The following is a 26,848-nucleotide window of genomic DNA, read 5'->3' as shown; positions in this document are numbered from 1 at the left end:
CAAAACTAAAAGGATTGTCCCCTGTGCAATACAGAGTTCAATCCTTAGTAGCTGCTTAATATATTTGTCTAATTTTTTGGGTTCAGTTCAGCGGAATGGTCCTTTTCCTTCACAGAATAATGGACGAATAAATGCAGGAACGAATCCTGGGAAATCGAAAGCATTTTTCAAACCTTCATCGAAAGCAACTTGGCGAATATTATTTCCATAATCAAATGTAATTGCGCCTTTTTCTTGCATCGCAAGCATTGCTTCCACATGTTTTGTCATACTTTCTTTTGATAATTGTACGTAACGTTCTGGATTTTCTTCACGAAGTTTCGCTGCTTCTTCTAACGTGTAACCTACTGGAATATAACCGTTTAATGGATCATGAGCAGATGTTTGATCCGTAACTAAATCTGGCGTAATATTACGCTTCACTAGTTCTGGTAAAATCTCTGCCGCATTTCCTAACAAGCCAATTGAAATTGGTTCTTTCTTCTCTTTATACTCGTTCGCAACAGTTAATGCTTCTTCTAATGATTCTGTGTACATGTCACAATATCTCTTTTCAATACGACGATCGATACTACGCTTATCTACATCAATAGCAATGACAACACCGCCATTCATCGTTACAGCAAGAGGTTGTGCACCACCCATACCACCTAAGCCAGCAGTAAGTGTTAATGTACCTTTTAATGAACCATCGAAATGTTGACGAGCCGCTTCACCAAATGTTTCATATGTTCCTTGTAGAATCCCTTGCGTTCCAATGTAAATCCAGCTACCAGCTGTCATTTGTCCGTACATCATAAGACCTTTTTTCTCTAGTTCTCGGAAGTGATCCCAGTTTGCCCATTTCGGTACTAAGTTTGAGTTCGCTAACAGAACGCGAGGTGCATCTTCATGTGATTTAAAAATGGCAACTGGTTTTCCTGATTGAACAAGTAACGTTTCATCACTTTCTAACGTTTTTAATGAATCTACAATCGCCTGATAGCTTTCCCAGTTACGAGCTGCACGGCCAATTCCGCCATATACAACTAATTCTTCTGGTTTTTCAGCAACTTCAGGATCTAAATTGTTCATTAACATACGAAGTGCAGCTTCTTGCACCCATCCTTTCGTTTGTAACTCTGTACCTCTTGGCGCGCGAATTGTTTGTTGTACTTTTTCCATTTCAATCTCTCCCTTTTCTCATTTTATAGTGCTGCGTTTACATCTAATCTTTCTTTTATCGAATAATTCGTTTTTAACCAATGCGCAATATTTTCAATATCTGTTGAGAATATACGGTCATTTTTAATAGATGGCACCTGCTGACGACCTTGGTGGTAGAAGCTCTTCGTCACTGTACTCATGTTTTCAATCCCGCGATATTCTGCTGCTTGCATTGCACAAATCATCTCAATAGAAAGAACACGTCTTGCATTTTGAATAATTTGATGTGCATGGCGTGAAGCAATTGTTCCCATACTTACATGATCTTCTTGGTTAGCAGAAGACGGAATTGAATCTACACTCGCCGGATGTGCTAACGTTTTATTTTCAGAAACAAGCGACGCTGCAGCATATTGCATAATCATTGCACCTGACTGTAGTCCTGGTTCTGGACTTAAAAATGGTGGTAAATCATTTAATTGCGGGTTTACTAAACGCTCAATACGGCGCTCCGAAATATTTGCAAGTTCCGCCATTCCTACTTTTAAGAAGTCCATCGCAAACGCAATCGGTTGACCATGGAAGTTACCACCTGAAATTACTTTTTCTCCGCCATCAAAAATTAGCGGATTATCTGTTGCTGCATTCATTTCAATTTCTAATTTTTCTTTTACATAATTTAAAACTTGCCAAGAAGCACCGTGTACTTGCGGGATACAACGAAGTGAATAGGCATCCTGCACTCGTAATTCTCCTTGTTTTGTTGTTAATTTACTATCGTGAAGGATGTCACGAATTCTGCTCGCTACTTCCACTTGCTCTTTATAACCACGTGCTTTATGAACATTTTCATCAAATGCATCAATAATGCCTTGTAACCCTTCAATTGTCATCGAAGCAATTAGTTCAGCTTGATACGCCGTTGCTTCTGCTTCTATATAAGAAAGAACTCCTTGTGCTGTCATCGCCTGCGTACCATTAATTAACGCAAGACCTTCTTTCGCTTCAAGTTCAATTGGCTCAAGCCCTTCTTCTGTAAGAGCAACCATTGCATGAACGCGTTTCCCTTTATAGAACACTTCACCTTCGCCTAATAATACGAGCGCAAGATGAGATAAAGGTGCTAAATCTCCACTCGCACCAAGTGAGCCTTGTTGCGGAACGACTGGATGAATTTTACGGTTTACAAACTCAAGAAGCATATTTACAACGAGCGGCCTTACGCCTGATACTCCTTTAAGCATCGTGTTCGCTCGTAAAATTAACATTCCGCGTGATACTTCTTCCGGGAATGGATCACCAATCCCGCATGCATGTGACTGAATTAAATTATGTTGAAGTGCCTTTACATCATCTTTTTGGATAAGCACATCACTAAACTTTCCAAATCCAGTTGTAATACCGTAAACGACTTTTCCGTCCTCTACAATTTTCTCAACTACTTCGCGGCGCTCCGCTACCTTTTGCATACTAGTTGGACAAGCTGTTACACCTTCTCCTTCCATTAATAACTTCTTCATTTCTTCAACTGTCAATGTATGTCCTGTTAACGTAATCATCATTTTTCCTCCTTAAAAAGGCAAAAGGGGACCTTATCTTTTTAAGACAGACTTCTGTCCTAAAAAAGTAAGGCCCCCTTCTAACTAATAGACTATGGGCAAATCATATGTGATTAATTCCTAAACCAATCGCCTCATGCTCAGATCCTTTTACAGGTGCACCAATCGTTCCATATAATGCAACAGCAACCCATTCGCCTTCTTTTTTTCCGTCGTATGGTGTACCGCGCACAATCGCAAAACGAAGTCCTACTGTACGAAGAACGTCTGCTAACTGAATTTGACCTCTCGTCACTCCGTACAAAGCTTCCATAATTGCATGATAAAGTGCATGTGTTTCTCTGTAAACGTCTGTTTCAATAACTTGGTTGCTTTTAGCCGCTGTTTCCATTGCTGCGACAACCTTTTGCGAATTCATCGAACCCACTTTCCCCGTACAATACTTCCAACCTTTTGGAATGGATAATACAGGACTTTCATTCTCATCCGCAAGTGCCAACAGCATGGCCATACGACCAATTCGATGTGTTCCTTGAAGAAGCATGTGACTCTCTCATTTCTTTTGAATTATTTGAATATTACTTAATTTAAGAATATATGAAAACGTTTAAATCGTCAATAGTTTAAAATCATATTCAAACATTTTTTCATCCCCCTATTTTTGTGTACACAAATGATTTACACAAAATTTCCAAGCATGCTATAGTCTCACTAACAGATGCAAAGGGGCGAAATTTCAGTGACAAAACGAAAAGATATTCATTTTCGAATTGAAGAGAAATTACTTAAAAGGTTTGAATCAGCACTCCATTACGAAGGTTTAAAGAAAACCGACGTATTAACACATGCAATCCAACAATTTTGCACAAAGGTGGAATGTGACAAAATGAATGATGTAAAACGTCAGTATAACGTTAGCAACCATTTACAAACACGCATCGACACACATACACATTACGAAGAAAAACACGTAGATTTAGATAAGATCGTCATTGAACATTTACAACTTCAAGGGGAAGAAAATATATTAGAGGTTGGGTGCGCTAGTGGAAAATTCCTTTCCCTTTTACAAACAAATGGTCATAAAGGCACATTAACCGGGTTTGATCAATCCGAAGCTATGCTTGCTGAAGCTGCTAAAACAAATAACTTAATAGAATGGAAACGAGGGGATGCTAGTAAACTTCCTTTCGAAACAAATTGTTATGACCTAATAACTGCAAGACATATGTTATACCATGTGAAAGATGTTGAAAAAACAATTCAAGGATTCCATAAAGTAATTCGTCCTAGCGGAACACTTTTAGCTACAACAAATTCTAGCGTTACACTACCTCGTATAGTTGAAATGTGTAACCGTATGTTAGACGCATTTGATTTACCGAAAACAACATCATCAGTCACTCCATTTTGTTTAGAAAACGGTAAAGAGATATTACAATCTGTTTTTCCAACTGTTGAAGAAACAGTTATTCATAATGCTCTCGTTTTTCATCATGCTACTCCGATTGTAAACTATATTTCTAGCATGTTTCCGTCGCTAAATATACCCGATAATATGTATCTTCAAGCCGAGATGAAAGAATGGCTAACAAAAGAAATCAACAAGGAATTATCTCTCCATAACGGTATATGGCGCGATCCAAAAGCGTTAGTAATTTATCGGTGTAAAAAAGAAAAAAGCTAGCATTTGCTAGCTTTTACACGTTTTCTCGTAAAAGTTTCTCCATTACTACATTGCCTTTACCACAATAAAAATCTGTATTATGTTCGTCTGCCACTCCAAAATAAGAGGCAATTGCTATTCCAAATGGTACAAATGCATGCCCTTGTGCTGTAATGATATTTGAGTGTTGCACAACTTCTTCATACACGAAATTTTCTACTGGAAAACAATCAAATTTTTGACAATCTATAGTCGCAGTATAAGAAATCCCTTTAAATAACCCTGCTTTTGCTAGTGCATACGGTCCAGCACAAATTGCCGCCACTAATTTTTCTTGTTCATGAAATTGACGAATGATTGAAAAAAGAGGTTTTGCATCTTCCAACTGTCCTTCTTCTCCACCTGGAATAAGTATCCCCTCATACTCATCTACACGTGCTTCACTTACTTCTATATGCGGCTGCACTTGCAATCCAGTTTCACTTATAACCAATTCTTTAGTTAAGCCCGCTGTAATGATTTCATATTTATTTTTCAGCAATGCCGTTGCTACTGTTATTTCAAACTCTGCAAATGTTGGGTATACAAATAAAAGTATTTTTTTCATAGCTCTCTCTCCTTTAACCAGTCCATAAAATATACCTCTAAATCGTCCACTGTTAATCTATTCGTGTCCACATAAGTTACAGGAAATTGTTTATACCAGTCTTTTTCAGTTTCTACTAATTTAAATTGCTCCGCAAACGTACTTCTGTTTCTTGTTCTATCATTATTTTTTCTATCATATACATTCTTTTTCGTAACATCTAAGTAAAAAATCACATCCGAACGGCATGCTCTTAATTTATATAATTCATCTTTCAATTCAGTTTCTATATCCCACTCTTCTCCTATAATCGTTGGATAAAAGAGTGTAAAAAACTCAATGTCTTCTGGTCCGCGATCAAAAATTACGACTGAATCTTTCACATTTTGAAACTCCTTTATTTTTGCTTCCATAAACATTTTTTGATTCATAATAAACCCTACTTTTGAATTCATATCTAAATTCAATTTTTTTCGCTTCTCTACAATTGGATATGGATTTTCATATATAACTCGAAACCCTCTCTTTTCTAACCTTTTTGCTAATGTTGTTTTTCCGCTAGCCATCGGCCCTTGCAGTGAAATTACGTATGCCACACCTCTCATTCCCTTACACTTTAGCACACCTATAATATACAGAATCTTGAAAACTCTCAACATTATATATATCATCTTGTTTCTTATTCATATCTAACTTATAATGAAAAATAGAGATTATGACGGACGCATCAATAATGTAAGCTTGGAAATCCAAGCTTACATTATTTTTTGCTTTCTCTTTTCTAATAAAAAGAGTATACCAGATTAGAACGTATGTTCTTAATAATTACATACAGTAAGGAGATAGAACAATGGTATACGACACAAAAGCAATTTCTTGGAATGAATCTTTAAAACAACTTCAACGCCGCTATACACACAAACAAGTTGACCGAAAAGAATTTGAGGATATTGAACTGATGGAATTCTTCCGCGATAACGACTACATTTCTTTACCTACACATATAAGCGGCCTATCAAAAACACGTTTTACTTCTTACTCTATTTTCACAACTGAAGATAAAGATCGTAAAGTTGGCACACTTATTATTGAGTATGTTGAAGACGATAATAATAATTTATGTGTTGAACAACTATACTTCGTTTAAACTATAACGCTTGGTCAAAATGACCAAGCGTTCTTGCTTTCTATGAATCTCACTGTATATAATATGAATAAAAGAAAACCGCTATCATTAAGGGGGGATATGCTTGCTCGAAGGATGGTTCAGTTGGTTCATTGTATTATGGACGGTTATTTTGTTAGGGCTTATGTCTATCGGTGGATACTTTATGTTCAGAAAATTCCTGAAACGATTACCAAAAGAAGACGGCATGTCCATTTTGGATTGGGAAGAACACTACATAAATAAAACGAGACATTTATGGGCTGATGAACAAAAACAATTGTTAGAAGAGCTTGTAAGTCCTGTTCCAGAACTATTTCGTGATGTTGCAAAATCAAAGATTGCTGGAAAAATCGGGGAACTTGCATTACAAGAAAATGCCTCTCAAATTACACAAGACTTAATTATTAAGGGATATATCATTGCCACACCAAAGCGTGATCATAAATTTTTAATAAAAAAACTACAAGAAAAAAAGATTGATTATTCTAACTATCAATCTTTACTAACAAAATACCCCTCATGAAAAAAAGATTGCTAACTTATAGCAATCTTTTTTAACTTACAGTTACAGATTTTACGGCTGTTAATCTAGCTTCTGCTAAATCTATTTGCAAACCGACCGCACTCGTATAAATCGTATCGCCTGTACCTGTAATGTTGACTTGTGTAGATGTCGTATTTGGTGCAATTGATCCTGTTGCATTTACATTTGTAATATCAAATTCAGCTCTCGCATTTGCATTTGTAGTTGTCCCCGAAAAATTCCGATCTGCAAAACTACCAATTGTATTTAAATTCCCGTTAATATCATTCACTTGCCCTCTAAAAAAGTTCCCCGATGGATTATTCGGTCCCGTTAATGTCACAGAGTTCAATTGAAAGTTATCACCTGTAAAATTTGGATCACCATTCACCGCCATTACAAAAGCTCTTGCTGTCACCGTCCCTGTAGCCGGTGTGAAAAATCCAGAAAGTATTTGTGGTATACCTGATAATAAAAAACCTGGGAATAAACTCACATTTCTCATCGGGTATGAGGAATCACGATATACAACAATCAACGACCATCCTGCACCATAACCAACTGGCTGACGCGTAGGTAATCTTGTTACGCTATATCTACCTGCTGCTCGATTAGGTAACCCTTGTAGTAAAGATGTAACGTCTGCCGCTCTGTTATATACATTGGCTATAAAAGGTAAATTCGTCCCTTCTGATGACCATGCCGAATTAATTGTCACTTGTGTACTCGTTCCATCAGGCGTAACTAGATTTGGAGGATTCGCATCAACAACAGCAGTTGTAACAGCCGTATCCAATCCACCTGACCAAACAAGTAATGCAAAATCCACAACCGCCGTAGCTGGAACAATAGTAGTTGACGGATTTAATTCAGCCCATGATCCATCTAATGTCCAATCATTTGTCGTACCTCCAAATGTATTTGGATCAGTTGATGAGGGTACTCCTCCAAAAGTTAAGTCAGTATTTAATGTAATAAGTGCATTGTAAGCAAAATTTGTATTTGCAGTACCACGCATTCCTATCGTATTGCCTGTGTGCATCATAAATAAGTTATCATTTTTACCGTAAGCTTGAACAAAAGCCAATAGAACTCACTCCTATTAGGATAAAAATTTTTATTAACTTTTCCTATTATTTCAACTTACAGTTACTGATTTTGTAGCTGTTAAACGTGCCTCTGCTAAATCTATTTGCAAACCAACAGCACCAGCGTAAATATAATCGAATGTATTTGGGATATTAACCGTAGTAGAAGTGGATGCAGCTGTTAATACGCCATTTGCAGGTACATTTGTCACATCAAATTCCGCACGACGGTTAGTCGCAGAAGTACCAATTGGCATATTTCTATCCCCAAAACTTCCAACTGTATCTAAATTTCCTAAATAATTATTTACCTGTGAAGCAAAAAAGTTGTTTATTAAATTATTAGGTCCTGAAAGTCCAGTACCATTTAAGTTAAATCTATCACCTGTCGCATCTGTATCACCATTAATTGCCATTGTAAATACACGAGCAGTAACCGGCGATACAGCTGGAGTGATGAAATTTGAAATCGTCGCTGTCTCACCCAATGTAGAAATAAGTAAACCAGTATATAAACTAACATTCCTGACAGGATATAAATTATCACGATACACAACAACTAATGCCCATCCTACCCCTGTCCCTTGCGCTGGTGGATTTGCCGTTGGTATTCTCTCTACAAAATAATCTCCTGTTGCTCGGTTCGAAAGTCCCTGTAAAATACTTGTTACATTTGCAGCACGTGTATAAATGGTACCTTGAAATGTGCCGCTCGATCTAGTCTCTCCCCATGTTGGAACACTCGTAATTGTATGGATAACTCCATCTGGCGTTTGAAGAGTAGGCATATTATTATTTACCACTGTCTCTGTCACAGTTGCACTCAATGTTCCTTGCCATACTAGCATTGCAAAGTCTACAGTTGCTGTTGCTGGTACATCTGTTAATGAAGGATTAAGCCTTGCCCAAGAACCATTTAATGTCCAATCATTTGTCGTTCCTGCAAAAGTTAATGGATCTGCCGAAGAAGGAACTCCTGCAAAACTTAAACTTGTATCTCTTGTTATTAATGCATTGTACTGATAAGCCGTCGCTGTTGTAATACCACGCATACCAACTGTATTCCCTGTGTGTGCCATAAATAAAGAGTCCGTTTTCGTATATGTTTGTACAAAAGCCAATAATTCCACTTCCCTTCCATATAAAATAAATATTTATTCGCTATTTCATTTAATGCGAACAAGGAAAAAAAGTTACATTTGTATACGTAACGCAAAGAATAATTTAGGCAAAAAAAAGCCTTTGCCTATTCCTATCCATATAAATTTGAATAGGATGCAATGACGAATTTATTTTATACTAATATTTTCACATAGTATTGTTTCTGGATGATTAAAATAATACTGTTTGTAAATATTCTATTCCTTGACCGGATTGAAATTTATACAGAAAGGACGAATCGAATGGCAATAGCAACAATAGGAAGTCGTTTAACCTATACAATCGTTGTCCAAAATACCGGAACACTTCCTGCCCAAAACGTTACATTTACAGACCCTATACCTGCTGGCACCACTTTTGTTCCAAACAGTGTAACTGTTAATGGTACTCCAACAGCCGGCGATCCTTCAACTGGAATTCCTATTAATAATATTCCTGCTGGTGGTTCTGTTACAATTACTTTTCAAGTAGATGTAACAAGTATTCCTACCCCACCTGTCGCCAGTAACGTAGCATCATTTGGATACGAATTTCAACCTGCACCTAACGCACCCACTATCACACGTACAACAACAAGCAATATAGTTGATACAGATATTTTCACAGCTAATGTCGTATTAACAAAAGCAGTAGATAAAACAATTGCTACGATCGGTGATACGATTACGTATACAATTACTGCTACAAATGAGGCTCCATTAGCCGCTAATAATGTTATCATTACAGACACACCTCCTGCCGGCACATCGTTCGTACCGGGTAGCGTTACAGTGAATGGTACTCCTACTACGGATAATCCTGCTACTGGAATAAATGTAGGAACGATTGCTGCAAACGGGAATGCTACAATTACGTTTCAAGTTCGAGTTAATACTCTCCCTACACCAAACCCTATTCCAAATAGTGCAACTTCAAGCTTTCAATATAATCCACCAAACCAACCACCAATTAACAGAAACTCTACAAGTAATATAGTCGAAACACAAATTAATGCTCCTATCATTAATCCGGCTAAAAGTGCAAACCAACAAATTGTGAATATCGGTGACATCATTACGTATACGATTACTGTCCCAAATAACGGTAATATTTCAGCAACAAATGTTTCTATCACCGATCCTATCCCTACTGGCACCACTTTTATTCCAAACAGTGTTACAGTTAATGGAGCGACACAATCTGGTGTAACACCAACAAATATTCCGCTAGGTACGATTCCTGCTGGTCAAACTACAACTGTCACATTTCAAGTTCAAGTCACTTCTCTTCCGGCTAACGGAACGATTACTAACGAAGCAAATATAACATTTACATCGCAACCAAACCCGTCTGAACCCCCAACGACAACTACGACAACACCACCTCCAACAACTACTTCTGTACAAACTGCAATTGTAAATCCAACAAAAACTGCTAGTCCACAAATTGCTGATATTGGTGATATTATTACGTATACAATTACTGTACCGAATACAGGAAACATCGCTGCGACGAACGTTATTGTAACTGATCCAATTCCAAATGGCACTACATTTATTCCGAATAGCGTCACAATTAACGGCACTTCACAACCAGGTGTAAATCCTGCTGGCGGTATACAAATCGGAACAATCGCTGCTGGTGCAAATGCTATAGTTACATTCCAAGTTCAAGTTACCTCTCTCCCAGAGAATGGCTTAATCCGAAATATCGGAACCACAACATTTACGTATCAACCCGATCCAACAAAACCACCTATTACAACAACAACCCCTACACCACCTACTACTACTCCTGTTAATACCGCTATTACAAATCCTGTTAAAACGGTGGATAAAACTGCTGTTGATATCGGTGATATTATTACGTATACGATTACATTTACTAATGATGGTACAATCCCTGCTACGAATGTAGTTTTTAATGATACAATTCCTGCTGGGACAACATTCATTCCAAATAGCGTAGTCTTAAATAATGCTCCCGTTCCAAATTCAAATCCAGCACTAGGAATTCCAGTTGGAACAATTAATCCTGGTGAAACGAAAACACTCTCGTTCCAAGTTCTTGTTACACAAGTACCTGCTGGCGGTGTTATTACAAACGAAGCTTCAACGACATATACGTATCAGCCAGATCCAACAAGGCCTCCTGTTACAACAACTGAACCGACAGCACCTACTACAGTCACTGTTAATACCGCTACGGTTAATCCTACAAAATCTGCTAATCGTACTTTTGTTGACATTGGTGATATTATTACGTATACAATTAGTTTACAAAATAACGGCACTGTTTCCTCAACGAATATTGTACTAACCGATCCTATTCCAAACGGTACAACATTTATTCCAAATAGCGTCACGATTGATGGTGTCTCACAACCTAACAGTAATCCTGAAAACGGTATATCAATCGGCACTTTAATTCCAAATCAGGCAAAAACAATTACATTCCAAGTTCAAGTTACAAGTGTGCCACCAAATGGCCTTATAGAAAATCAGGGTATTGTATCATTTAATCATATTGTTAATCCAAATGAACCTCCTGTTACAAAAACGACCCCAACTCCTAAAACAGAAACTCAAGTTGGCACTGTTGTTACTACGCCTACAAAATCTGCAGACAAACAAGTTGCTGATATAGGAGATACAATTACCTATACGGTAACTTTTACAAATAATGGGACAGTTCCAGCTACAAATGTAGTCGTTACAGACCCTACACCTAACGGGACTATTTTCGTTCCAAATAGCGTTACGATTGATGGCGTTTCAAATCCTGGCTCCGATCCAGAACTCGGAATACAACTTGGCACTATTTCTGTCGGGGAAACAAAAACAATCACCTACCAAGTTGTCGTTACAAATTTACCACCTGACGGGATAATTAGAAACCAAGCATCCTTCACTTATCAATATCAACCGAATCCGAGTGAGCCTCCCGTTACAACAACAACTACTACGACTCCAAGTGTGAACATCCCAATTAACAATCCAAATCCGACGACTACAAAATCTGCCAATCGACAAATTGCCGATATAGGAGATACGATTACTTTTACTGTAACATTCCAAAATAGAGGAACTGTACCCGCTACAAACGTTATCGTAAAAGATACACTTCCATCTGGTGTTTCATTCGTTCCAGGTAGCGTTGTTGTGAATGGAACATCAGAACTTGGAGAAAATTCCGAAATTGGTATACCAGTTGGCACTGTAAATCCTGGTCAAAGTATTACAATTACGTTCCAAGGTGTAGTAAATAGCATCCCACCCGGGGGAATCATTAGAAATCAAGCAAATATAACATTCACATATGAGCCAAATCCGAATGAACCTCCTGTTACGACAACTATTACAACTTCTGAAACAGAAACGGCAGTTAATACTGCAACACTAAATCCACAAAAAACAGCAGATCTTTCCTTTGTTGCATTAAATGATATCATTACCTATACGCTCTCATTTCAAAACACCGGTACTGTCCCTGCTACGAATATAACAGTAGTGGATTCTATCCCTACTGGTACTATATTAGTTCCAGACAGTGTTACGATTAATGGTATTCCTCAACCAGGATCGAATCCAGCATCTGGAATTTCACTTGGAACTTTAGCACCATCCGAACGAGCGACCATTACTTTCCAAGTACGAGTAGTAAACATCCCTGCTAGTGGAGAAATACGCAATCAAGGAAGTGCAACATTTAATTATCAACCAGATCCAAACTTACCTCCAGTCACAAAAACAGAAACGACTCCCGAAACAACGACTCCTATTCAAACTGTAGTCATAAGCCCTACTAAAACCGCAAATCTTACGTTTGCAGAAATTGGTGATATCGTAACTTATACTGTCACTTTTACAAACCAAGGAACTATACCTGCTACAGGTGTAACAGTTACAGACTCTTTGCCACCTGGTACAACTTTTATTACTGATAGTGTTACAGTAAATACTATCCCTCAACCTGGTGTAAGCCCCCTTACAGGCATTTCTGTCGGTACTGTTAACCCTGGGGAAACCGTCACAGTTACGTTCCAAGTACAAATAAATGCTATTCCACCTAACGGGAAAATAGAAAATACGGCAGTTGTAACCTATATTTCTCAACCTAATCCTAGTGAACCACCTATTACAACGACGGAAACAACTCCTACTGTTACTTTACCGGTTCATACCGCTAACCCGAATCCGCAAAAAACAGTAGACCGTGAGTTTGCAAGTATTGGTGATACACTCACTTATACAATCACCCTTCAAAATTCTGGTAATATACCTGCAACTGATGTCATTATTACAGATTCTATCCCTACTGGAACTACATTTATTCCTGGAAGCATTACGATTAACAGTATTTCACAACCTGACTTGACCCCTGAAACAGGAATTCCAGTTGGCACACTAAACCCTAGACAAATAGTAGCTGTTACTTTAGAAGTACAAGTAACTGCTCTACCACCAAATGGTATTATCTCAAATGAAGCAAATGTCACTTACACATCTCAACCAGACCCTACTCTTCCGCCTATTACAACAACCACACCTACTCCAATTGCAGAAACAATTGTACAAAATGCAGAGTTAGAGTCAACTAAAACAGTAGATTTATCAGTTGCTAACATTGGAGATGCACTCACGTATACAATCACTCTTGAAAACATCGGAAATATTCCTATGACAAATGTATCTGTCATTGATCCACCACCAGTAGGTACACAATTTATTGTGGATTCCGTTACAGTAAATGGTATTTCACAACCAGGTATTGATCCAAGTATTGGAATATCTATCGGTACAATACAACCGAATCAAATAGTAACCATCACATTCCAAGTAACGATTACAAATATACCGCCTAACGGGGTTGTTACAAATGTTGGTTCAGTCAACTTTACATCTCAGCCTAATCCAAATGAACCTCCTATTACAGAAACAGAGACAACACCACCAGTTAATACTGAAATCATTAATAGTATTATTAATCCATCGAAAACAGCTGATCGAAACAACGTTGATATAGGTGATATTATTACGTACACCGTTACCTTCCAAAACTTACAAACTGTACAACTGACAGACATCGTTTTTACAGACCCCATCCCAACAGGAACTACTTTCATTCCAAATAGCGTTACAATTAATGGTGTACCAACTAGTAATCTTGACCCAGCTCTTGGCATCCCTCTGGGCACATTAAACCCTAGTCAATCAGTTGTTTTAACATTCCAAGTTCGCGTTGTTTCCATACCACCTAACGGAATTATTGTAAATGAAGCTACTATCACCTACACATTCCAACCTAATCCTGGAGAACCACCAGTAACAGTAACTACTCCAACGCCTCCTACTACTACAAATGTCAACACAGCAACAACGAATCCTACAAAATCCGCTGATAAAGTATTTGCTTTATTAGGTGACACAATCACTTATACCATCTCCTTACAAAATACAGGAACTGTCCCTGCCACGAATGTACTTGTAACCGATCCTATTCCAGCTGGTACTACTTTCATTCCAAATAGTGTAATGATTAATGACGTGCCACAACCAGGTACCGTCCCTAGTTCTGGAATTCTTATCGGTACATTAGAACCTAACACCTCGGCCGTCGTAACTTTCCAAGTACAAATAACATCGATACCGCCGACAGGTTTTATTGAAAATCAAGGGACAGTTTCATTCCAATACCAGCCAGATCCTACTAGACCACCTATATCTATTACTACGCCTACACCTACTACAAAGACCCAAGTAAGTGAAGTGACTACTAACCCTAACAAACAAGCATCCCCTCAAGTTATTAATCTTGGTGATACTGTCACTTATACAGTTACGTTCCAAAATGTCGGAAATATAAATGCGACAGATGTGATTATTACAGACCCTACTCCAAGTGGTACTACTTTTATTCCCAACAGCGTTACGATAAATGGTATTTCTTCACCTGGAGCAAATCCAAATAGTGGTGTAAATATCGGTACTGTAACTCCAGGACAAATTGTTACATTAACTTATCAGGTTACTGTAACTACACTCCCGCCAGACGGTATTATTAAAAACACTGCAACTGTCACTTACACATTCCAGCCAAACCCTAGCGAACCCCCTATTACCATTACAGATCCTACTCCAACTGTTGAAGTATCCGTTATTACACCTACACCTAACCCAAATAAACTAGCAGACAAACAAATTGTAGATATAAATGAAATCATAACGTATACCGTAACCTTCCAAAATCGTGGATCAGTCCCTGCAACTTCCGTTATAATTACCGATCCATTAGTAAATGGGCTAACATTTGTTCCAGGTACCGTTATAATAAATGGTATTCTGGATCTTGGAGCAAATCCTGTAGCGGGTATACCTGTAGGTACAGTCAATCCGAACGATACAATTACGGTTCAATTCCAAGCAAGAGTAACAAGTGTACCACCTGGTGGTATCATTCGAAATCAAGCAACTGTTACTTTCACATATGAACCAGTTCCTGGTGAACCTCCTATTACCATTACAGACCCTACTCCAATTAACACAACGAATGTAAATACAGCTATATTAAATCCACAAAAAAGAGCTACGCCGGAAACAGTTACACTAGGTGATATTATTACGTATACGATTTCACTCCAAAATACAGGTACCATTCCTGCTAATAATATTGTTGTAACTGATACAATTCCTGTCGGTACTTCGTTCATTGAAGATAGTGTTACTATTAACAATGTGCCGCAACCAACCGCAAATCCATCCACAGGCATTCCTATTTCAACACTTGCTCCTTCTGAATCCGCAACGATTTCTTTCCGTGTCCTAGTTACTTCAATTCCACCAAGCGGAGAAATTCAAAACCAAGGTAACGTTTCCTTCCAGTATCAACCTGATCCTACTAAGCCACCTGTATCCGTTACTACACCTACTCCTACTACAATTACCCCTGTAAACGTTGGGACTATCAATCCGATAAAAACCGCTGATAAATCCATCGTTTCAGTAGGTGATACGATTACATTTACTATCACATTCCAAAATGAAGGTACGATTCCTGTCACTGACATTTCTGTTACAGACTCACTTCCTGTCGGCACATCATTCATTCCAAATAGTGTCACAATTAATAACATTCCCGTTCCAAACGCAAATCCATCCACAGGCATTTTAGTCGGAACTCTTAATCCAACAGAATCCGTAACTATTTCATTCCAAGCACAGGTTGTTACACTTCCAGCTAATAGAATAATTACAAATATCGCGTCCATTACGTATACTTCTCAACCTGATCCTACTAGACCACCTATCACAACAACGACAACAACACCACCAATTACGATAGAAGTAAACCCTAATGAACCAAACACATTTATTAAGACCGCAAATGTAAATCGTGTAGAACTCGGTGACTTCATCACATATACACTTACCTTTACTAACAATGGCGCTACTCCTGCAAATAATGTACTCATTACTGATTCACTGCCTCCCGAAGTTACTTTCTATCCGAATTCAGTAACAGTAAACGGAGTAATACGTCCTGGAACTAACCCAACTATCGGTATTATTATTGGAACTGTTAATCCAGGGGAATCCGTTGTTGTTCGGTTTATCGTTCAAGTAACAGCAGAGCCACGAGACGGTCTCATTCGCAATACCGCTCGCATTCGCTATACACTACGACCTGACCCTACTAAACCACCAATTTCCGTTGACGAAACTTCAGACCCAAACATCATTACGTTTATCGGTCCATTCGTATCACCAAATTTAAATTGTTTTTTTGATGGCACACGGTTTATACGCCGAGGCTGGGACAGTGAGTGTTAGCACTATAAATAAAAAGACAGCGTCAAAAACGCTGTCTTTTTATTTGGTACATATACAGTTTTTAAGTTAGCTTCATATCTTTTTCATTATAAAAACCATCTTCTTTTTCCATTTCCTTCTGTAATTTCGTAAAGGAACGATACATTGCAATTCTCCATGACACAATCATCGCAAACGCAAGTAAGAAGAACATGCCACTAAGTTGTCCTAAATCAAGAGATTGACTTAAGTAGGTTTTAAATACAATCCGCACTACAAGTAATCCAATTAATATGAAAACAAAGGCTTTTGAACGCTTCAAATAAATCTCTTGTCCTCTAATTTCAAATTTAGATGTTTTAATAAGAAAAATAGAGAAAATCAAACCGACACCAATTGCTTCTAACATTTCTGCTGGAGTTAATCGAAATTCAGGAAAAACATACATCAATGCACCCGTACTCATAAAAAATGGTGGAAGTATAATTTTTTTCAATGTTGCAGGTTTCTTAGCTGCTTTTAAACGAATAAACATCGCACCGACAGCCATACAAACAGCAACGATACTTGATAAAAGAACTATGTTCATATTTTCTCATCCTTTTTTGTGGCTATATGCAAAATATACTTTCATTATATGCTTTTCCGTTAGTATTTCCAACATTTTCGCAGAATAATACTAAAAACCAGTAAAACCACCAAATAAACTTGAGAAATATACGATAATTTTCGTCATCCAGTTAAAGTATAGGAAGACACCCATAACAATCATAATATATCCTCCGACTTTCATGAAGGCCATACTATTTCTTTTAATCCAAGACATTTTCGTAATAAAGAATGACAGTACGAAAAACGGGATTGCAAATCCAAGTATGTAAGCAATCATATATATCATTGCTGATTCTGGATTTGTTGCTGCTAATCCAATTACAGACACTAGAATTGGTCCGGTACATGGCGTCCATCCTGCTGCAAAAGCTAATCCTATTAGTACTGATCCAAAATAGCCACTTGGACGATTTTTAAATGTAAATTTACGGTCTTGCATTAAAAATTTCGGCTTAAACACCCCGACAATAATTAAGCCGAACACGATGATAAATATACCACCTAACTGTCTGATTAAATCTTTATAGTCAGTAAAGATTCCTCCAATAAAACTTGTACCAAATCCAATTGCAATAAATATAATTGAAAATCCAAGTAAGAAAAACGCTGTATGTATCATACTTCTTTTGCGAAGCATTGCATTTTCTTCTTTCAATTCAGAAACCGACATACCTGTTATGTACGATAAAAATGCCGGGTAAAGCGGTAAGCAACATGGGGAAATAAATGATAAGAACCCGGCGCCAAACGCTAAAAAAATACTAATATCTTGCATCATTCCACTCCTCTCCCTAAATATTGTAACAAAAACACATAAAAATACTATGAACAATTCGTGAAATCACTTTTACAACGTGGCAATAAGAAAAAAACGCACTTCCTCACAGTTTCTAATAAAACGTTTTCATTTCCTTCTATTATATAGAAAAAAACCAAATGGATTATAAAACTCCTTTAATTGTTATTACCATAACAAAGGTAACATAGTTTCTCAAATAATTAGCACGTTACTAGTACGTCTATATACATATTGGTTTAAAAAATATTTTTTTCAAATGCTATCTCTATACAATGCAAAGTTTATTTTATAATACTTCTACTATTAAAAATTTCAAGATTATGCATAAATATCATACTTTTATTATTATTCTATAAAATGTCATACTTTTCTTTCATTTGACCCTTTATTTCTAATTTTGTATACTTCCCTCTAGTTATATATTTTCGATACGGAATAACTTCATATAGATGGGAGGAATTTTTCATGCTTCGTTATTCTCTTTTAGTTTTATTAGGAGCGTGTAGTTATGGAATTTTAGCTATTTTTGTTAAGCTTGCATATGCAGAAGGATTTTCACTTGGAGAGGTAATTGGCAGCCAATATTTGTTCGGTTGGATTATTTTGCTTGCTATTACACTTCTATTTTCTAGACATCGCGTTCCTTTAAAGCAAGCATTACTTTTATTCGTTGCAGGAACATCTGCAAGTTTTACCGGAATTTTTTATTATGCTTCATTAAAAACTGTACCAGCTTCTATTGCAATTATTCTTTTATTCCAATTCGTTTGGGTCGGAATTATCATTGAAGCAGTCGCAACAAAAACATTACCTTCAAGAGAAAAAGTTATTTCTGTTATTTTCTTACTTGTAGGGACATTTTTATCAAGTGGTTTACTTGAACAATCAGTAGGTGCTTTCGATACGACTGGGGTCATTTTAGGTTTATTATCTGCTGTTACATTCGCAACATACATTTTCGTAAGCGGAAAAGTTGCTGTTGAAGTACCTTCATTACCGCGCGGTGTTCTCTTAATGACTGGTGCTTTAACTTTAGTCATGATTGTATTCCCACCAACATTTATTTTTAATGGTGCCATTTCTCAAGGTCTTTGGAAATACGGTTTAGGATTAGGAACATTTAGTATCGTTATTCCATCTATTGCCTTTACAATCGGTATTCCAAAAATCGGTTCTGGCTTAGCGACTATTCTTGGTGCAGCGGAACTACCAGTTACAACAATTATGTCAGTATTCGTTTTAAAAGAGGCTGTACTATCTTCACAATGGTTCGGTGTATCACTTATTTTAATTGGGATTGCAATCCCGCAAATTGCATACGCAATGCGTGGACGTTATCGTAAACATCATACGCATAAAAAAGTCGCAGCATAAAGTGAAACTTTAATTAGTTGAACCAATCGGACTGCCCATTAATACAGGATAAACGAGAGAGGATTTTCATTTGAGAATCCTCTCTTTTATTGTTGTATACTTATGATAAATATTTTGCTGAAGAAAGAAGGCATACTACATGGTATCTATTTCAAATCAACTAAAAGAAAAACTTATTTCCATCCGTCGACATTTACATGAGTATCCAGAACTATCATATGAAGAGTTCGAAACAACAAAAGCAATAAAAAATTGGTTAGAAGAAAAAAACATTACTATCATTGATTCCAATTTAGAAACAGGAATTATCGCTGAAGTGTCTGGTAATAAAAACGGACCAATTGTAGCAGTTCGTGCTGATATTGATGCCCTTCCTATTCAAGAAGAAACACATTTGTCCTATGCATCTAAAGTACGAGGGAAAATGCATGCTTGTGGACACGATTTTCATACAGCTGCTATTTTAGGTACTGCTTTCTTATTAAAAGAAAGAGAATCTTCCCTAAATGGAACGGTTCGCTTCATATTCCAACCAGCTGAAGAAAGTAGTAATGGCGCTTGCAAAGTTATTGATGCTGGACATTTACGTAATGTGCAAGCGATTTTCGGCATGCATAATAAACCTGATTTACCAGTAGGTACAATTGGCATTAAAGATGGTCCACTGATGGCCGGAGTTGATCGATTTGAAATTGAAATTCACGGAGTTGGTACACACGCGGCTGTACCAGATGCTGGAGTAGATCCTATTGTCGCATCCTCTCAAATTGTGATGGCACTGCAAACAATTGTAAGCCGAAATATAAGTTCATCTCAAAATGTAGTTGTTAGTGTTACAAATATTCATGCAGGAAATACGTGGAACGTGATTCCTGAAAAAGCTACGTTAGAAGGAACGATTCGCACATTCCAAGCTGAAACACGTGAAAAGATTCCAGCACTCATGGAGCGTATTATTAAAGGTGTATCTGATGCATTAGGTGTAAAAACGAAATTCCGTTTTTATTCAGGTCCTCCTGCTGTTCACAACGATAAAGCTCTTCCAGACTTATCTACTCAAGTTGCCACAAAGATGAATCTTAATATCATCTCGCCTAGTCCGTCAATGGCTGGAGAAGATTTCTCATTTTACCAACAGGAAATACCAGGTTCATTCGTCTTTATGGGAACGAGTGGTACACATGAATGGCATCATCCTGCTTTTACAATTAATGAAGAGGCACTGCCTATAAGTGTAGAATACTTTGCTTTACTAGCCGAAAGAGCACTTAAACAATTCTCATAAAAAAAGCCGTTCAAAGTGCATCTCAGCACCTTGAACGGCTTTTCTTATTAAGTTAAATCACGTTTTAAAAACACAGTATATGAAATACATAAAAATACGAACAAATAAAGTAACAACATACATGATGCAAACGGGAATGTTACTCCATCAATAAAACTTCCATTCTTTGAAATACTATATAAATCTGTGTTTGCTGGCAATAAATATTTCGCCCAGTTATATCTAGTGGCTGCTAATAGCGCAATATTGCCTGATAAAGCAAGGAATAGTGAAATACCAATTGCACCTCCACTAGATCTCGTTAACACAGAAATCATACATGCAAACGATGCGTACACAACCGTTGGTAACCACGATAAAACATAATATTTACTTGCTTCTACAAAAATGTTTTGTTTTATTATATTTCCATCTTGGAAAATAAACTCACTCCATGCAGGCTGTTGGAATTTATAAATAACAAGTCCACATAAAGCGGAGAAGATCATATTAAATATAAATAATAAAGCTGCAAATATAACGATTGCTAAAAATTTTGCTGTTAAAATTTTAAAGCGACTCGCTGGTCGTATCGTTAAAAATTTATATGTTCCCCAGCTATATTCATTCGCAAAAATTGTACTTGCATACACGAGGATAAATGGGAGAAAAATTGGAAATACGATAAAACCTGTATCTCTCATGAAAGAAAGTGGAGAACTGCTTGCCGGTGCTGTATCCGTATCTAAATGCTTCATCTTAAGCTGGTATTCTTTTACAAGCTCATCCCCTGATTTTTCTGCTAAAATAGCTTCTTTTTTCATGCCAAGCTTTTTCTCAATTTCTACAGTTCGTTCTGTATAATCTACTTTCCATCCTTTTGTTTCCGGTTCAAAATACTTTACCGTAACCCATCCTAATCCGATTATTAATACTGCAATAACTGCAAATGGAATAATCGTTCGCTTCCGCTTAAATATTTTATACAGTTCGTTATATACTAAATTAAACAATATCTTTTCCCCCTGTTAATTCTAAAAATTGCTCTTCTAACGTTTTTCTTTCTTCATATACACGATACACTTGAATATTTTTCTCAAGCAATGTACGAATAACATTTGGGATTTCTTCATCTTTTACATTAATAAGTAATTCATTATCTTTTACTAAAACATCATGCCCTAATATTTCTGCTGCTTTATTCGCATCATCTACACGTATACGGATCGTCTCCATCTCTTCGCTTTGGCTATGCTGAATATTTTGCGTAGCCACATATTGCCCGTGCTGAATAATGATAACTCTGTCACACATTAATTCAACTTCTGAAAGTAAGTGACTTGATACAAGTACAGCTTTTCCTTGTTCATGTGCAATTTTTTTATGTACATTCTCATTTCATGTATTCCACTAGGGTCTAATCCATTTGTCGGTTCATCTAGTATCAGCACATCTGGATCGTGAATAAGCGCCTGAGCGATTCCTAAACGTTGTCTCATGCCGAGTGAATATGCTTTTACTTTACGATCAATTACTTGTCCCATCCCTAACAATTTCACTACTTCATCGATACGTTCTTCGGTCACATTACCATTCATTCGTCCGAAATATGTTAAATTTTCATAGCCGCTTAAAAAAGGATAACATTCAGGTGTCTCAATTACCGCTCCAATTTTCGCAGCGGTTTTTTCGAATTGCTGTTTCACAGATTGACCATCAATCCATACTTCACCTTCGGTCATACGGATCATACCAACCATCATTCTCATTAAAGTCGTTTTTCCAGCACCGTTTGGTCCGAGTAAACCGACAACCTCGCCTTTTTTCACTTCAAAACTAATATTTTGTACAAGTGTCTTTGATCCGATTCGCTTCGTTAACCGATCGACTTTTACAATTGATTGTTCATTTGTCATTCTATACAACCTTTCCTTCCCATTCTTTGTCAGGTCTTTTCACTGTAACATGATTATTTTTATGTGTAAAATAGAAAAAAGCATGATTTCTCATGCCCTTTCTCTAAACCGCAACGAATTTTCATCTTTTAAACTTCGAACAAATCGATAACATTGCATCATCGATATTAAAACGACAGTCATCATAATTATACTAATAATTACAACTGCATATATTGTAATTGGCGCACTATTTATTCCTTGTATCCCTGCGACTTTCATAAAGATAACCGTGAATAATTTCAAAAATAGCATCCCATTAATTAATCCAAAAACAAATGCTGCTCCATAAATGAATAATTGCTCCTGACATAATACACATAGTACCTCTTTTCTTTTCATATTTTCTGCTACATAAGATATAAACTCCTCCCTCCTCACATGCAAAAGGGAGTACATCATTTTATATGTAGTAAAAATACATATGAAAATTAGTACAATAAAAAGTGTGTAAAAATACATTTGAAATACAAATGCATCCCCTACTTTCAAAATAGCTCCTTCATTAAATTGTAACGATATCATAAAAAACAAAATCATAGTACTCATAGCAATCCACATAAATTGCTTCATCCTTTTGGTAGCAAATGTTCTAATATTTTTTCTCGCTAACCGACATAAAGACATAAAATTCTTCCCCTACCTTATTACATACGCATTCTATACTACTAGTGTATAAAAATATGACATTTTAAACATCGCACTACAATCGGAATTTCTTCTAAGTCTTTAGTCCTAGAAAACGAAATGATAAAAATCACATTTAGAATATAATTGTAAAAAGGAGGAGATTGCATGCGTATAAAATTACTATTAATCTTGTCTTTATTATTATTCACAAGTTGTAGCCAACTAAAAAACAATGAAGTTGCCATTGTTGAGCCATACAAATTAACAAAAGAGCAGGCTTCTATTTTACAAATGACTCCTTTTCAAGAAGGAAATAGCATATTTTATAACGTTACGCTAAAAAATGAGAAAGATGAAATAAATGCTACGATTGATTATTATAACAATGGTAAAAAAACAAAAGAAATTGCTAATATAGCTACATCACATTTTTCAAAAAAGAAAGTAAAGCTTTCTTTTTTACCACCACATTTCCAATTCGATAAAGATATACAAGAAAAAAGGCAGTGGTATATGAATATTGATGGTGGTTCAACGCTTGTTCATGAAGAAGCACCACCAAGCGTAAATAGCTCCGCAACTACTACAATCCCATCTATAAAAAATTTAAAATACAATCAAAAAACAACTTTAGCTGCTGTAATCCAAACAAGTAAAGAAACTGTAAGCGTTCCTACCATTGATGAAGAAACAGGTATTGATCTACTCTTAAAAGAAAATGAACACGTTTATCTATTTAGTATCGAGCTAAAAAAAGAACAATAAAGCGGAAATGCAACTTAAGTTGCATTTCCGCTTTATTGTTTAATAAGGTGTACTTTTATGGATTTGAATTAAATCCATTTTCTGCTACTACTATTATTCATCTTCTACTTCTATTCTTTTCTTCTCTCTTGCAATTTTTAAAAACTCTAGCAACTCTGGATTACTATTCATTTTTTTATAAGCCACTGACATTTCTGCAACAAAATTAGAATCATATAACTCTTTATATACAACTTCTGTTTTATATAACTTATTTGCCGACACGGGTATTACTGTAATTCCAATCCCTGCTGCTACAAGCCCCATAACTGTTTGATACTCTGTTGCTTCTTGTACAATACGCGGACTAAATCCAACTTCTCTGCAAAGAGATAAAATTGTATCATACAAAGCTGGCCATACAGGTCTCGTAATAAATACAAACGGCTCATCTCGTAAATCTTCTATATGTATTTCATCTTTCTCTGCAAGTGGATGTGCCTTTGGTAAACATAAGGTGCAAGATAACCTTTGAATTGGCTCTAATTCTAATAATTGCGTTGGAATTGGTGGACGTAAAAAGCCAATATCGATACGGTTATCATGAAGTGCATGAACTTGATCTGGTGTTGACAATTCATGTAATGCAACAGACACTCTCGGAAATTTCTTTCTATATTCCCTAACAATTGATGGTAAAATATCATATATCGCCGCACCTACAAAACCAATTGAAAGTGATCCTACTTCTCCCCTTTGCGCACTTTGTGCAACTTCTACTGCTTTTTCAATTTGTTCAAACGCCTTTTTTACTTCTTTTAAAAACATTTCTCCTGCTTCTGTTAGTTCAACCTTTCTTTTCGTTCTTGAAAATAATGTAACTCCCATTTCTTTTTCTAATTGCTGTATTTGTTGACTAAGTGGTGGTTGTGTCATTTGTAAACGAGCAGCCGCCCGTCCAAAGTGTAACTCTTCTGCCACAACAACAAAATATTGCAAATGCCGTAATTCCATTTTTGGACACCCTTTTCACTTTCGATTAATATGTCTTATATATTAATAACATATAATTTATATATTAGACAAATATTTTGAATGAACGTATAGTAGAAATTGTTAATTCTTTTTTACAATTTTTATGTAACAAAAGAAAGAGGTGGTTACTGTATGAAATGGTGGAAGTTAAGCGGACAAATTTTATTACTATTTTGTTTCGCTTGGACAGGTGAATGGATTGCAAAACAGGCACACCTCCCAGTTCCAGGAAGTATAATCGGTATTTTCTTATTATTAATTTCATTAAAATTTAACCTAGTTAAAAAAGAATGGATACAGGACGGAGCAGATTTTTTATTAAAAGAACTTATTTTATTTTTCATCCCTTCTGCAGTCGCTGTCATACGTTACAGAGATACACTAACACAATATGGAATCGATCTCATTTTAATTATTATGATTAGCACTCTTTGCGTTACCTTAGTTACAGGACTTTTAACAGAATTGCTACTAAAGCGGAAAGGATCAACGCAATGATCGGATTTCTTTGTTTACTATTAACACTATTCACATATTGGCTATCAAAAAAAATGTATCAACGCTGGAATTGGAGTCTACTTTCTCCTCTTCTCGTCTGTCCCATTATTTTAATTGCTTTATTGCTCGGATTAGATACACCTTATGAAACATATGAATCTGGTGGTCATTGGTTAACTGAATTATTAAAACCCGCAACAGTTGCTTTTGCATGGCCAATCTATAAATACTTTGATTTATTAAAGAAACATGGAATGGCTATCTTACTTAATGTCATTGTCGGTTCGTTTTTATCAGTCATTACTTCAGCACTACTAGCAAATTATTTTCAAATTGATTCATCACTAGAACATAGTTTAGCGCCACATATCGTAACAACACCAATCGCAATGGCTATTTCAGAAATGATTGGTGGTATGTCACAATTAACTGCTGTATTTGTCGTTTTAACTGCCTTAACAGGAGCATTGCTCGGTCCTTCTCTCATACGTATTTGCCGTATTAAAACAGCAATCGCAAAAGGTATTATGTTAGAAACGAGCGCAAATGGAACCGGTACATCAAAAGCATTCGAAATCGGTCCTGTGGAAGGAACAATCGCAAGTTTATCCATGCTTTTAACAGCAGGCGCTAGTTTAGTTATCGTTCCGCTTTTCTTGTCTTGGATACATTAAAGAAGCAAGTATTTACATACTTGCTTCTTTATCTATATATCGGCACAGCAATTCATAATCCTCTGGAAAAGCTAAACACAATTGTTCAACTTCATGTATCCCTTTCCAAGCAATTTCATGTATTAACTCATCAGGATCTTGGATTTTCATATTACCGCCTATTTGTTTAACAAAATAATAATGGACATACACTGGAACACCGTATGTAATACCCTCTTTTTCATATATTTTATTTACAACTTCCACATTGTAACCTGTTTCTTCCCAAACTTCCCTGATACAACATTCTTCTAGTGTCTCTCCCTTTTCAAGTCCTCCACTTGGGACAGACCACCTTTTTTCTTCTCCCTCTTTGCCCTGCAGTACCATTAAAACTTCCTTTCTTTCATTTACACATACCGCTGCACTACCTATCCATCTCTCCATAAACATCCCTCCCCTACTAAAATTCGCCCTCTTTTTTATTTTCCCCTTGAAAAAGTGCGCGCGGAATGCAAACGTCGCTTCGGAAAAACTGTATTATTGCAAACAGAAATTAAAGAAGAAATAATTTTCGAACAAAAAGAAAGCTGACCATAA

General features: G+C 36.5%; 21 protein-coding genes and 4 pseudogenes. 10 read left to right on the top strand and 15 right to left on the bottom strand.

Annotated features, from left to right (window positions below):
* Nucleotides 1-90: 90 nt before the first annotated feature.
* From hutU to hutP, 3 genes and pseudogenes are all read right to left on the bottom strand, one after another.
* Nucleotides 91-1,164 (bottom strand): annotated as a pseudogene (gene hutU / locus MR169_RS19940) (urocanate hydratase); the annotation flags it as partial.
* Between the two features lie 23 nt (nucleotides 1,165-1,187).
* The gene (hutH, locus tag MR169_RS19935; protein WP_242319893.1) at nucleotides 1,188-2,705 is read right to left on the bottom strand and encodes a histidine ammonia-lyase; all 1,518 of its coding nucleotides are present in this window, start codon (nucleotides 2,703-2,705) and stop codon (nucleotides 1,188-1,190) included.
* Between the two features lie 103 nt (nucleotides 2,706-2,808).
* On the bottom strand, nucleotides 2,809-3,249 hold the full coding sequence (hutP, locus tag MR169_RS19930; RefSeq protein ID WP_000926516.1) for a hut operon transcriptional regulator HutP: 441 nt from the start codon (nucleotides 3,247-3,249) through the stop codon (nucleotides 2,809-2,811).
* Nucleotides 3,250-3,444: 195 nt separating this feature from the next.
* Here hutP and MR169_RS19925 point away from each other — a divergent pair, with 195 nt between their 5' ends.
* A complete protein-coding gene (locus MR169_RS19925; protein WP_242319892.1) occupies nucleotides 3,445-4,392 on the top strand; it encodes a class I SAM-dependent methyltransferase in 948 nt (315 codons plus the stop codon).
* A 13-nt stretch (nucleotides 4,393-4,405) separates the two neighbouring features.
* Here the strand turns inward: MR169_RS19925 and MR169_RS19920 are convergent, their stop codons facing one another.
* Both MR169_RS19920 and MR169_RS19915 read right to left on the bottom strand, forming a co-directional pair.
* Nucleotides 4,406-4,978 (bottom strand): DJ-1/PfpI family protein, encoded by a 573-nt coding sequence (locus tag MR169_RS19920; protein WP_086424241.1) that lies wholly within the window; start codon nucleotides 4,976-4,978, stop codon nucleotides 4,406-4,408.
* Entirely contained in the window at nucleotides 4,975-5,562 is a 588-nt protein-coding gene (locus MR169_RS19915; RefSeq protein WP_002000475.1) for an AAA family ATPase, read from the bottom strand. Before MR169_RS19915 ends, MR169_RS19920 begins: the two co-directional genes overlap by 4 nt.
* 245 nt (nucleotides 5,563-5,807) lie before the next feature.
* On the opposite strand from MR169_RS19915, the gene MR169_RS19910 reads away from it, so the two are divergent.
* Nucleotides 5,808-6,104 (top strand): hypothetical protein, encoded by a 297-nt coding sequence (locus MR169_RS19910; protein ID WP_000262397.1) that lies wholly within the window; start codon nucleotides 5,808-5,810, stop codon nucleotides 6,102-6,104.
* Nucleotides 6,105-6,207: 103 nt separating this feature from the next.
* On the top strand, nucleotides 6,208-6,648 hold the full coding sequence (locus tag MR169_RS19905) for a DUF2621 domain-containing protein (protein WP_000889372.1): 441 nt from the start codon (nucleotides 6,208-6,210) through the stop codon (nucleotides 6,646-6,648).
* A gap of 31 nt (nucleotides 6,649-6,679) precedes the next feature.
* Here the strand turns inward: MR169_RS19905 and MR169_RS19900 are convergent, their stop codons facing one another.
* Both MR169_RS19900 and MR169_RS19895 read right to left on the bottom strand, forming a co-directional pair.
* Nucleotides 6,680-7,735, bottom strand: a complete 1,056-nt coding sequence (locus MR169_RS19900) for a hypothetical protein (RefSeq protein ID WP_242319891.1) — start codon at nucleotides 7,733-7,735, stop codon at nucleotides 6,680-6,682.
* 51 nt (nucleotides 7,736-7,786) lie between these two features.
* Nucleotides 7,787-8,857 (bottom strand): hypothetical protein, encoded by a 1,071-nt coding sequence (locus MR169_RS19895; protein ID WP_000896239.1) that lies wholly within the window; start codon nucleotides 8,855-8,857, stop codon nucleotides 7,787-7,789.
* 282 nt (nucleotides 8,858-9,139) lie between these two features.
* Here MR169_RS19895 and MR169_RS19890 point away from each other — a divergent pair, with 282 nt between their 5' ends.
* Nucleotides 9,140-16,705, top strand: a complete 7,566-nt coding sequence (locus tag MR169_RS19890) for a DUF7619 domain-containing protein (RefSeq protein WP_242319890.1) — start codon at nucleotides 9,140-9,142, stop codon at nucleotides 16,703-16,705.
* Between the two features lie 61 nt (nucleotides 16,706-16,766).
* Here MR169_RS19890 and MR169_RS19885 read toward each other — a convergent pair whose 3' ends face one another.
* The 3 genes and pseudogenes from MR169_RS19885 to MR169_RS28370 all read right to left on the bottom strand — a co-directional run bounded on the left by MR169_RS19885 (nucleotide 16,767) and on the right by MR169_RS28370 (nucleotide 18,238).
* Complete coding sequence (locus tag MR169_RS19885; RefSeq protein ID WP_001028440.1) at nucleotides 16,767-17,273, bottom strand: CcdC family protein; 507 nt, start codon at nucleotides 17,271-17,273, stop codon at nucleotides 16,767-16,769.
* Nucleotides 17,274-17,363: 90 nt separating this feature from the next.
* Nucleotides 17,364-18,071 (bottom strand): cytochrome c-type biogenesis protein CcdA, encoded by a 708-nt coding sequence (gene ccdA / locus MR169_RS19880; protein ID WP_001152676.1) that lies wholly within the window; start codon nucleotides 18,069-18,071, stop codon nucleotides 17,364-17,366.
* Nucleotides 18,072-18,087: 16 nt separating this feature from the next.
* A pseudogene (locus MR169_RS28370) lies at nucleotides 18,088-18,238 on the bottom strand (peptidase T).
* Between the two features lie 322 nt (nucleotides 18,239-18,560).
* Here MR169_RS28370 and MR169_RS19875 point away from each other — a divergent pair.
* Both MR169_RS19875 and MR169_RS19870 read left to right on the top strand, forming a co-directional pair.
* Complete coding sequence (locus tag MR169_RS19875; protein WP_000947046.1) at nucleotides 18,561-19,469, top strand: EamA family transporter; 909 nt, start codon at nucleotides 18,561-18,563, stop codon at nucleotides 19,467-19,469.
* Between the two features lie 139 nt (nucleotides 19,470-19,608).
* A complete protein-coding gene (locus tag MR169_RS19870; protein WP_242319889.1) occupies nucleotides 19,609-20,754 on the top strand; it encodes a M20 peptidase aminoacylase family protein in 1,146 nt (381 codons plus the stop codon).
* A gap of 47 nt (nucleotides 20,755-20,801) precedes the next feature.
* Here the strand turns inward: MR169_RS19870 and MR169_RS19865 are convergent, their stop codons facing one another.
* The 3 genes and pseudogenes from MR169_RS19865 to MR169_RS19855 all read right to left on the bottom strand — a co-directional run bounded on the left by MR169_RS19865 (nucleotide 20,802) and on the right by MR169_RS19855 (nucleotide 23,315).
* Entirely contained in the window at nucleotides 20,802-21,746 is a 945-nt protein-coding gene (locus tag MR169_RS19865; protein WP_242319888.1) for an ABC transporter permease, read from the bottom strand.
* A pseudogene (locus MR169_RS19860) lies at nucleotides 21,739-22,649 on the bottom strand (ABC transporter ATP-binding protein). Before MR169_RS19860 ends, MR169_RS19865 begins: the two are co-directional and overlap by 8 nt.
* A gap of 90 nt (nucleotides 22,650-22,739) precedes the next feature.
* Nucleotides 22,740-23,315: an FtsX-like permease family protein gene (locus MR169_RS19855; RefSeq protein ID WP_033694193.1), complete on the bottom strand. Its 576-nt coding sequence runs from the start codon at nucleotides 23,313-23,315 to the stop codon at nucleotides 22,740-22,742.
* A 168-nt stretch (nucleotides 23,316-23,483) separates the two neighbouring features.
* On the opposite strand from MR169_RS19855, the gene MR169_RS19850 reads away from it, so the two are divergent.
* Nucleotides 23,484-24,083 (top strand): histidine kinase, encoded by a 600-nt coding sequence (locus MR169_RS19850; protein WP_240853422.1) that lies wholly within the window; start codon nucleotides 23,484-23,486, stop codon nucleotides 24,081-24,083.
* A 93-nt stretch (nucleotides 24,084-24,176) separates the two neighbouring features.
* Here MR169_RS19850 and alsR read toward each other — a convergent pair whose 3' ends face one another.
* Nucleotides 24,177-25,076, bottom strand: coding sequence for an acetoin biosynthesis transcriptional regulator AlsR (gene alsR, locus MR169_RS19845; RefSeq protein ID WP_000423234.1), 900 nt, complete (start codon nucleotides 25,074-25,076; stop codon nucleotides 24,177-24,179).
* A 153-nt stretch (nucleotides 25,077-25,229) separates the two neighbouring features.
* On the opposite strand from alsR, the gene MR169_RS19840 reads away from it, so the two are divergent.
* Together MR169_RS19840 and MR169_RS19835 are read left to right on the top strand one after the other, a co-directional pair.
* The gene (locus MR169_RS19840) at nucleotides 25,230-25,595 is read left to right on the top strand and encodes a CidA/LrgA family holin-like protein (protein WP_000872365.1); all 366 of its coding nucleotides are present in this window, start codon (nucleotides 25,230-25,232) and stop codon (nucleotides 25,593-25,595) included.
* Nucleotides 25,592-26,269, top strand: a complete 678-nt coding sequence (locus tag MR169_RS19835; protein ID WP_242319887.1) for an LrgB family protein — start codon at nucleotides 25,592-25,594, stop codon at nucleotides 26,267-26,269. Before MR169_RS19840 ends, MR169_RS19835 begins: the two co-directional genes overlap by 4 nt.
* A 12-nt stretch (nucleotides 26,270-26,281) precedes the next feature.
* On the opposite strand, the gene MR169_RS19830 is transcribed toward MR169_RS19835, so the two are convergent.
* Nucleotides 26,282-26,695 (bottom strand): NUDIX hydrolase, encoded by a 414-nt coding sequence (locus tag MR169_RS19830; RefSeq protein WP_000442979.1) that lies wholly within the window; start codon nucleotides 26,693-26,695, stop codon nucleotides 26,282-26,284.
* 45 nt (nucleotides 26,696-26,740) lie between these two features.
* Here MR169_RS19830 and MR169_RS19825 point away from each other — a divergent pair.
* Nucleotides 26,741-26,842: pseudogene (locus tag MR169_RS19825) on the top strand (DUF3903 domain-containing protein); the annotation flags it as partial.
* Nucleotides 26,843-26,848: the final 6 nt, after the last annotated feature.

It is taken from the genome of Bacillus cereus group sp. BfR-BA-01349, assembly GCF_022663795.1.
Classification (GTDB): Bacteria; Bacillota; Bacilli; order Bacillales; family Bacillaceae_G; genus Bacillus_A; species Bacillus_A cereus.
The sequence above is the reverse complement of the archived record's forward strand: the minus strand, read 5'-3'. Positions and strand labels throughout refer to the sequence as shown.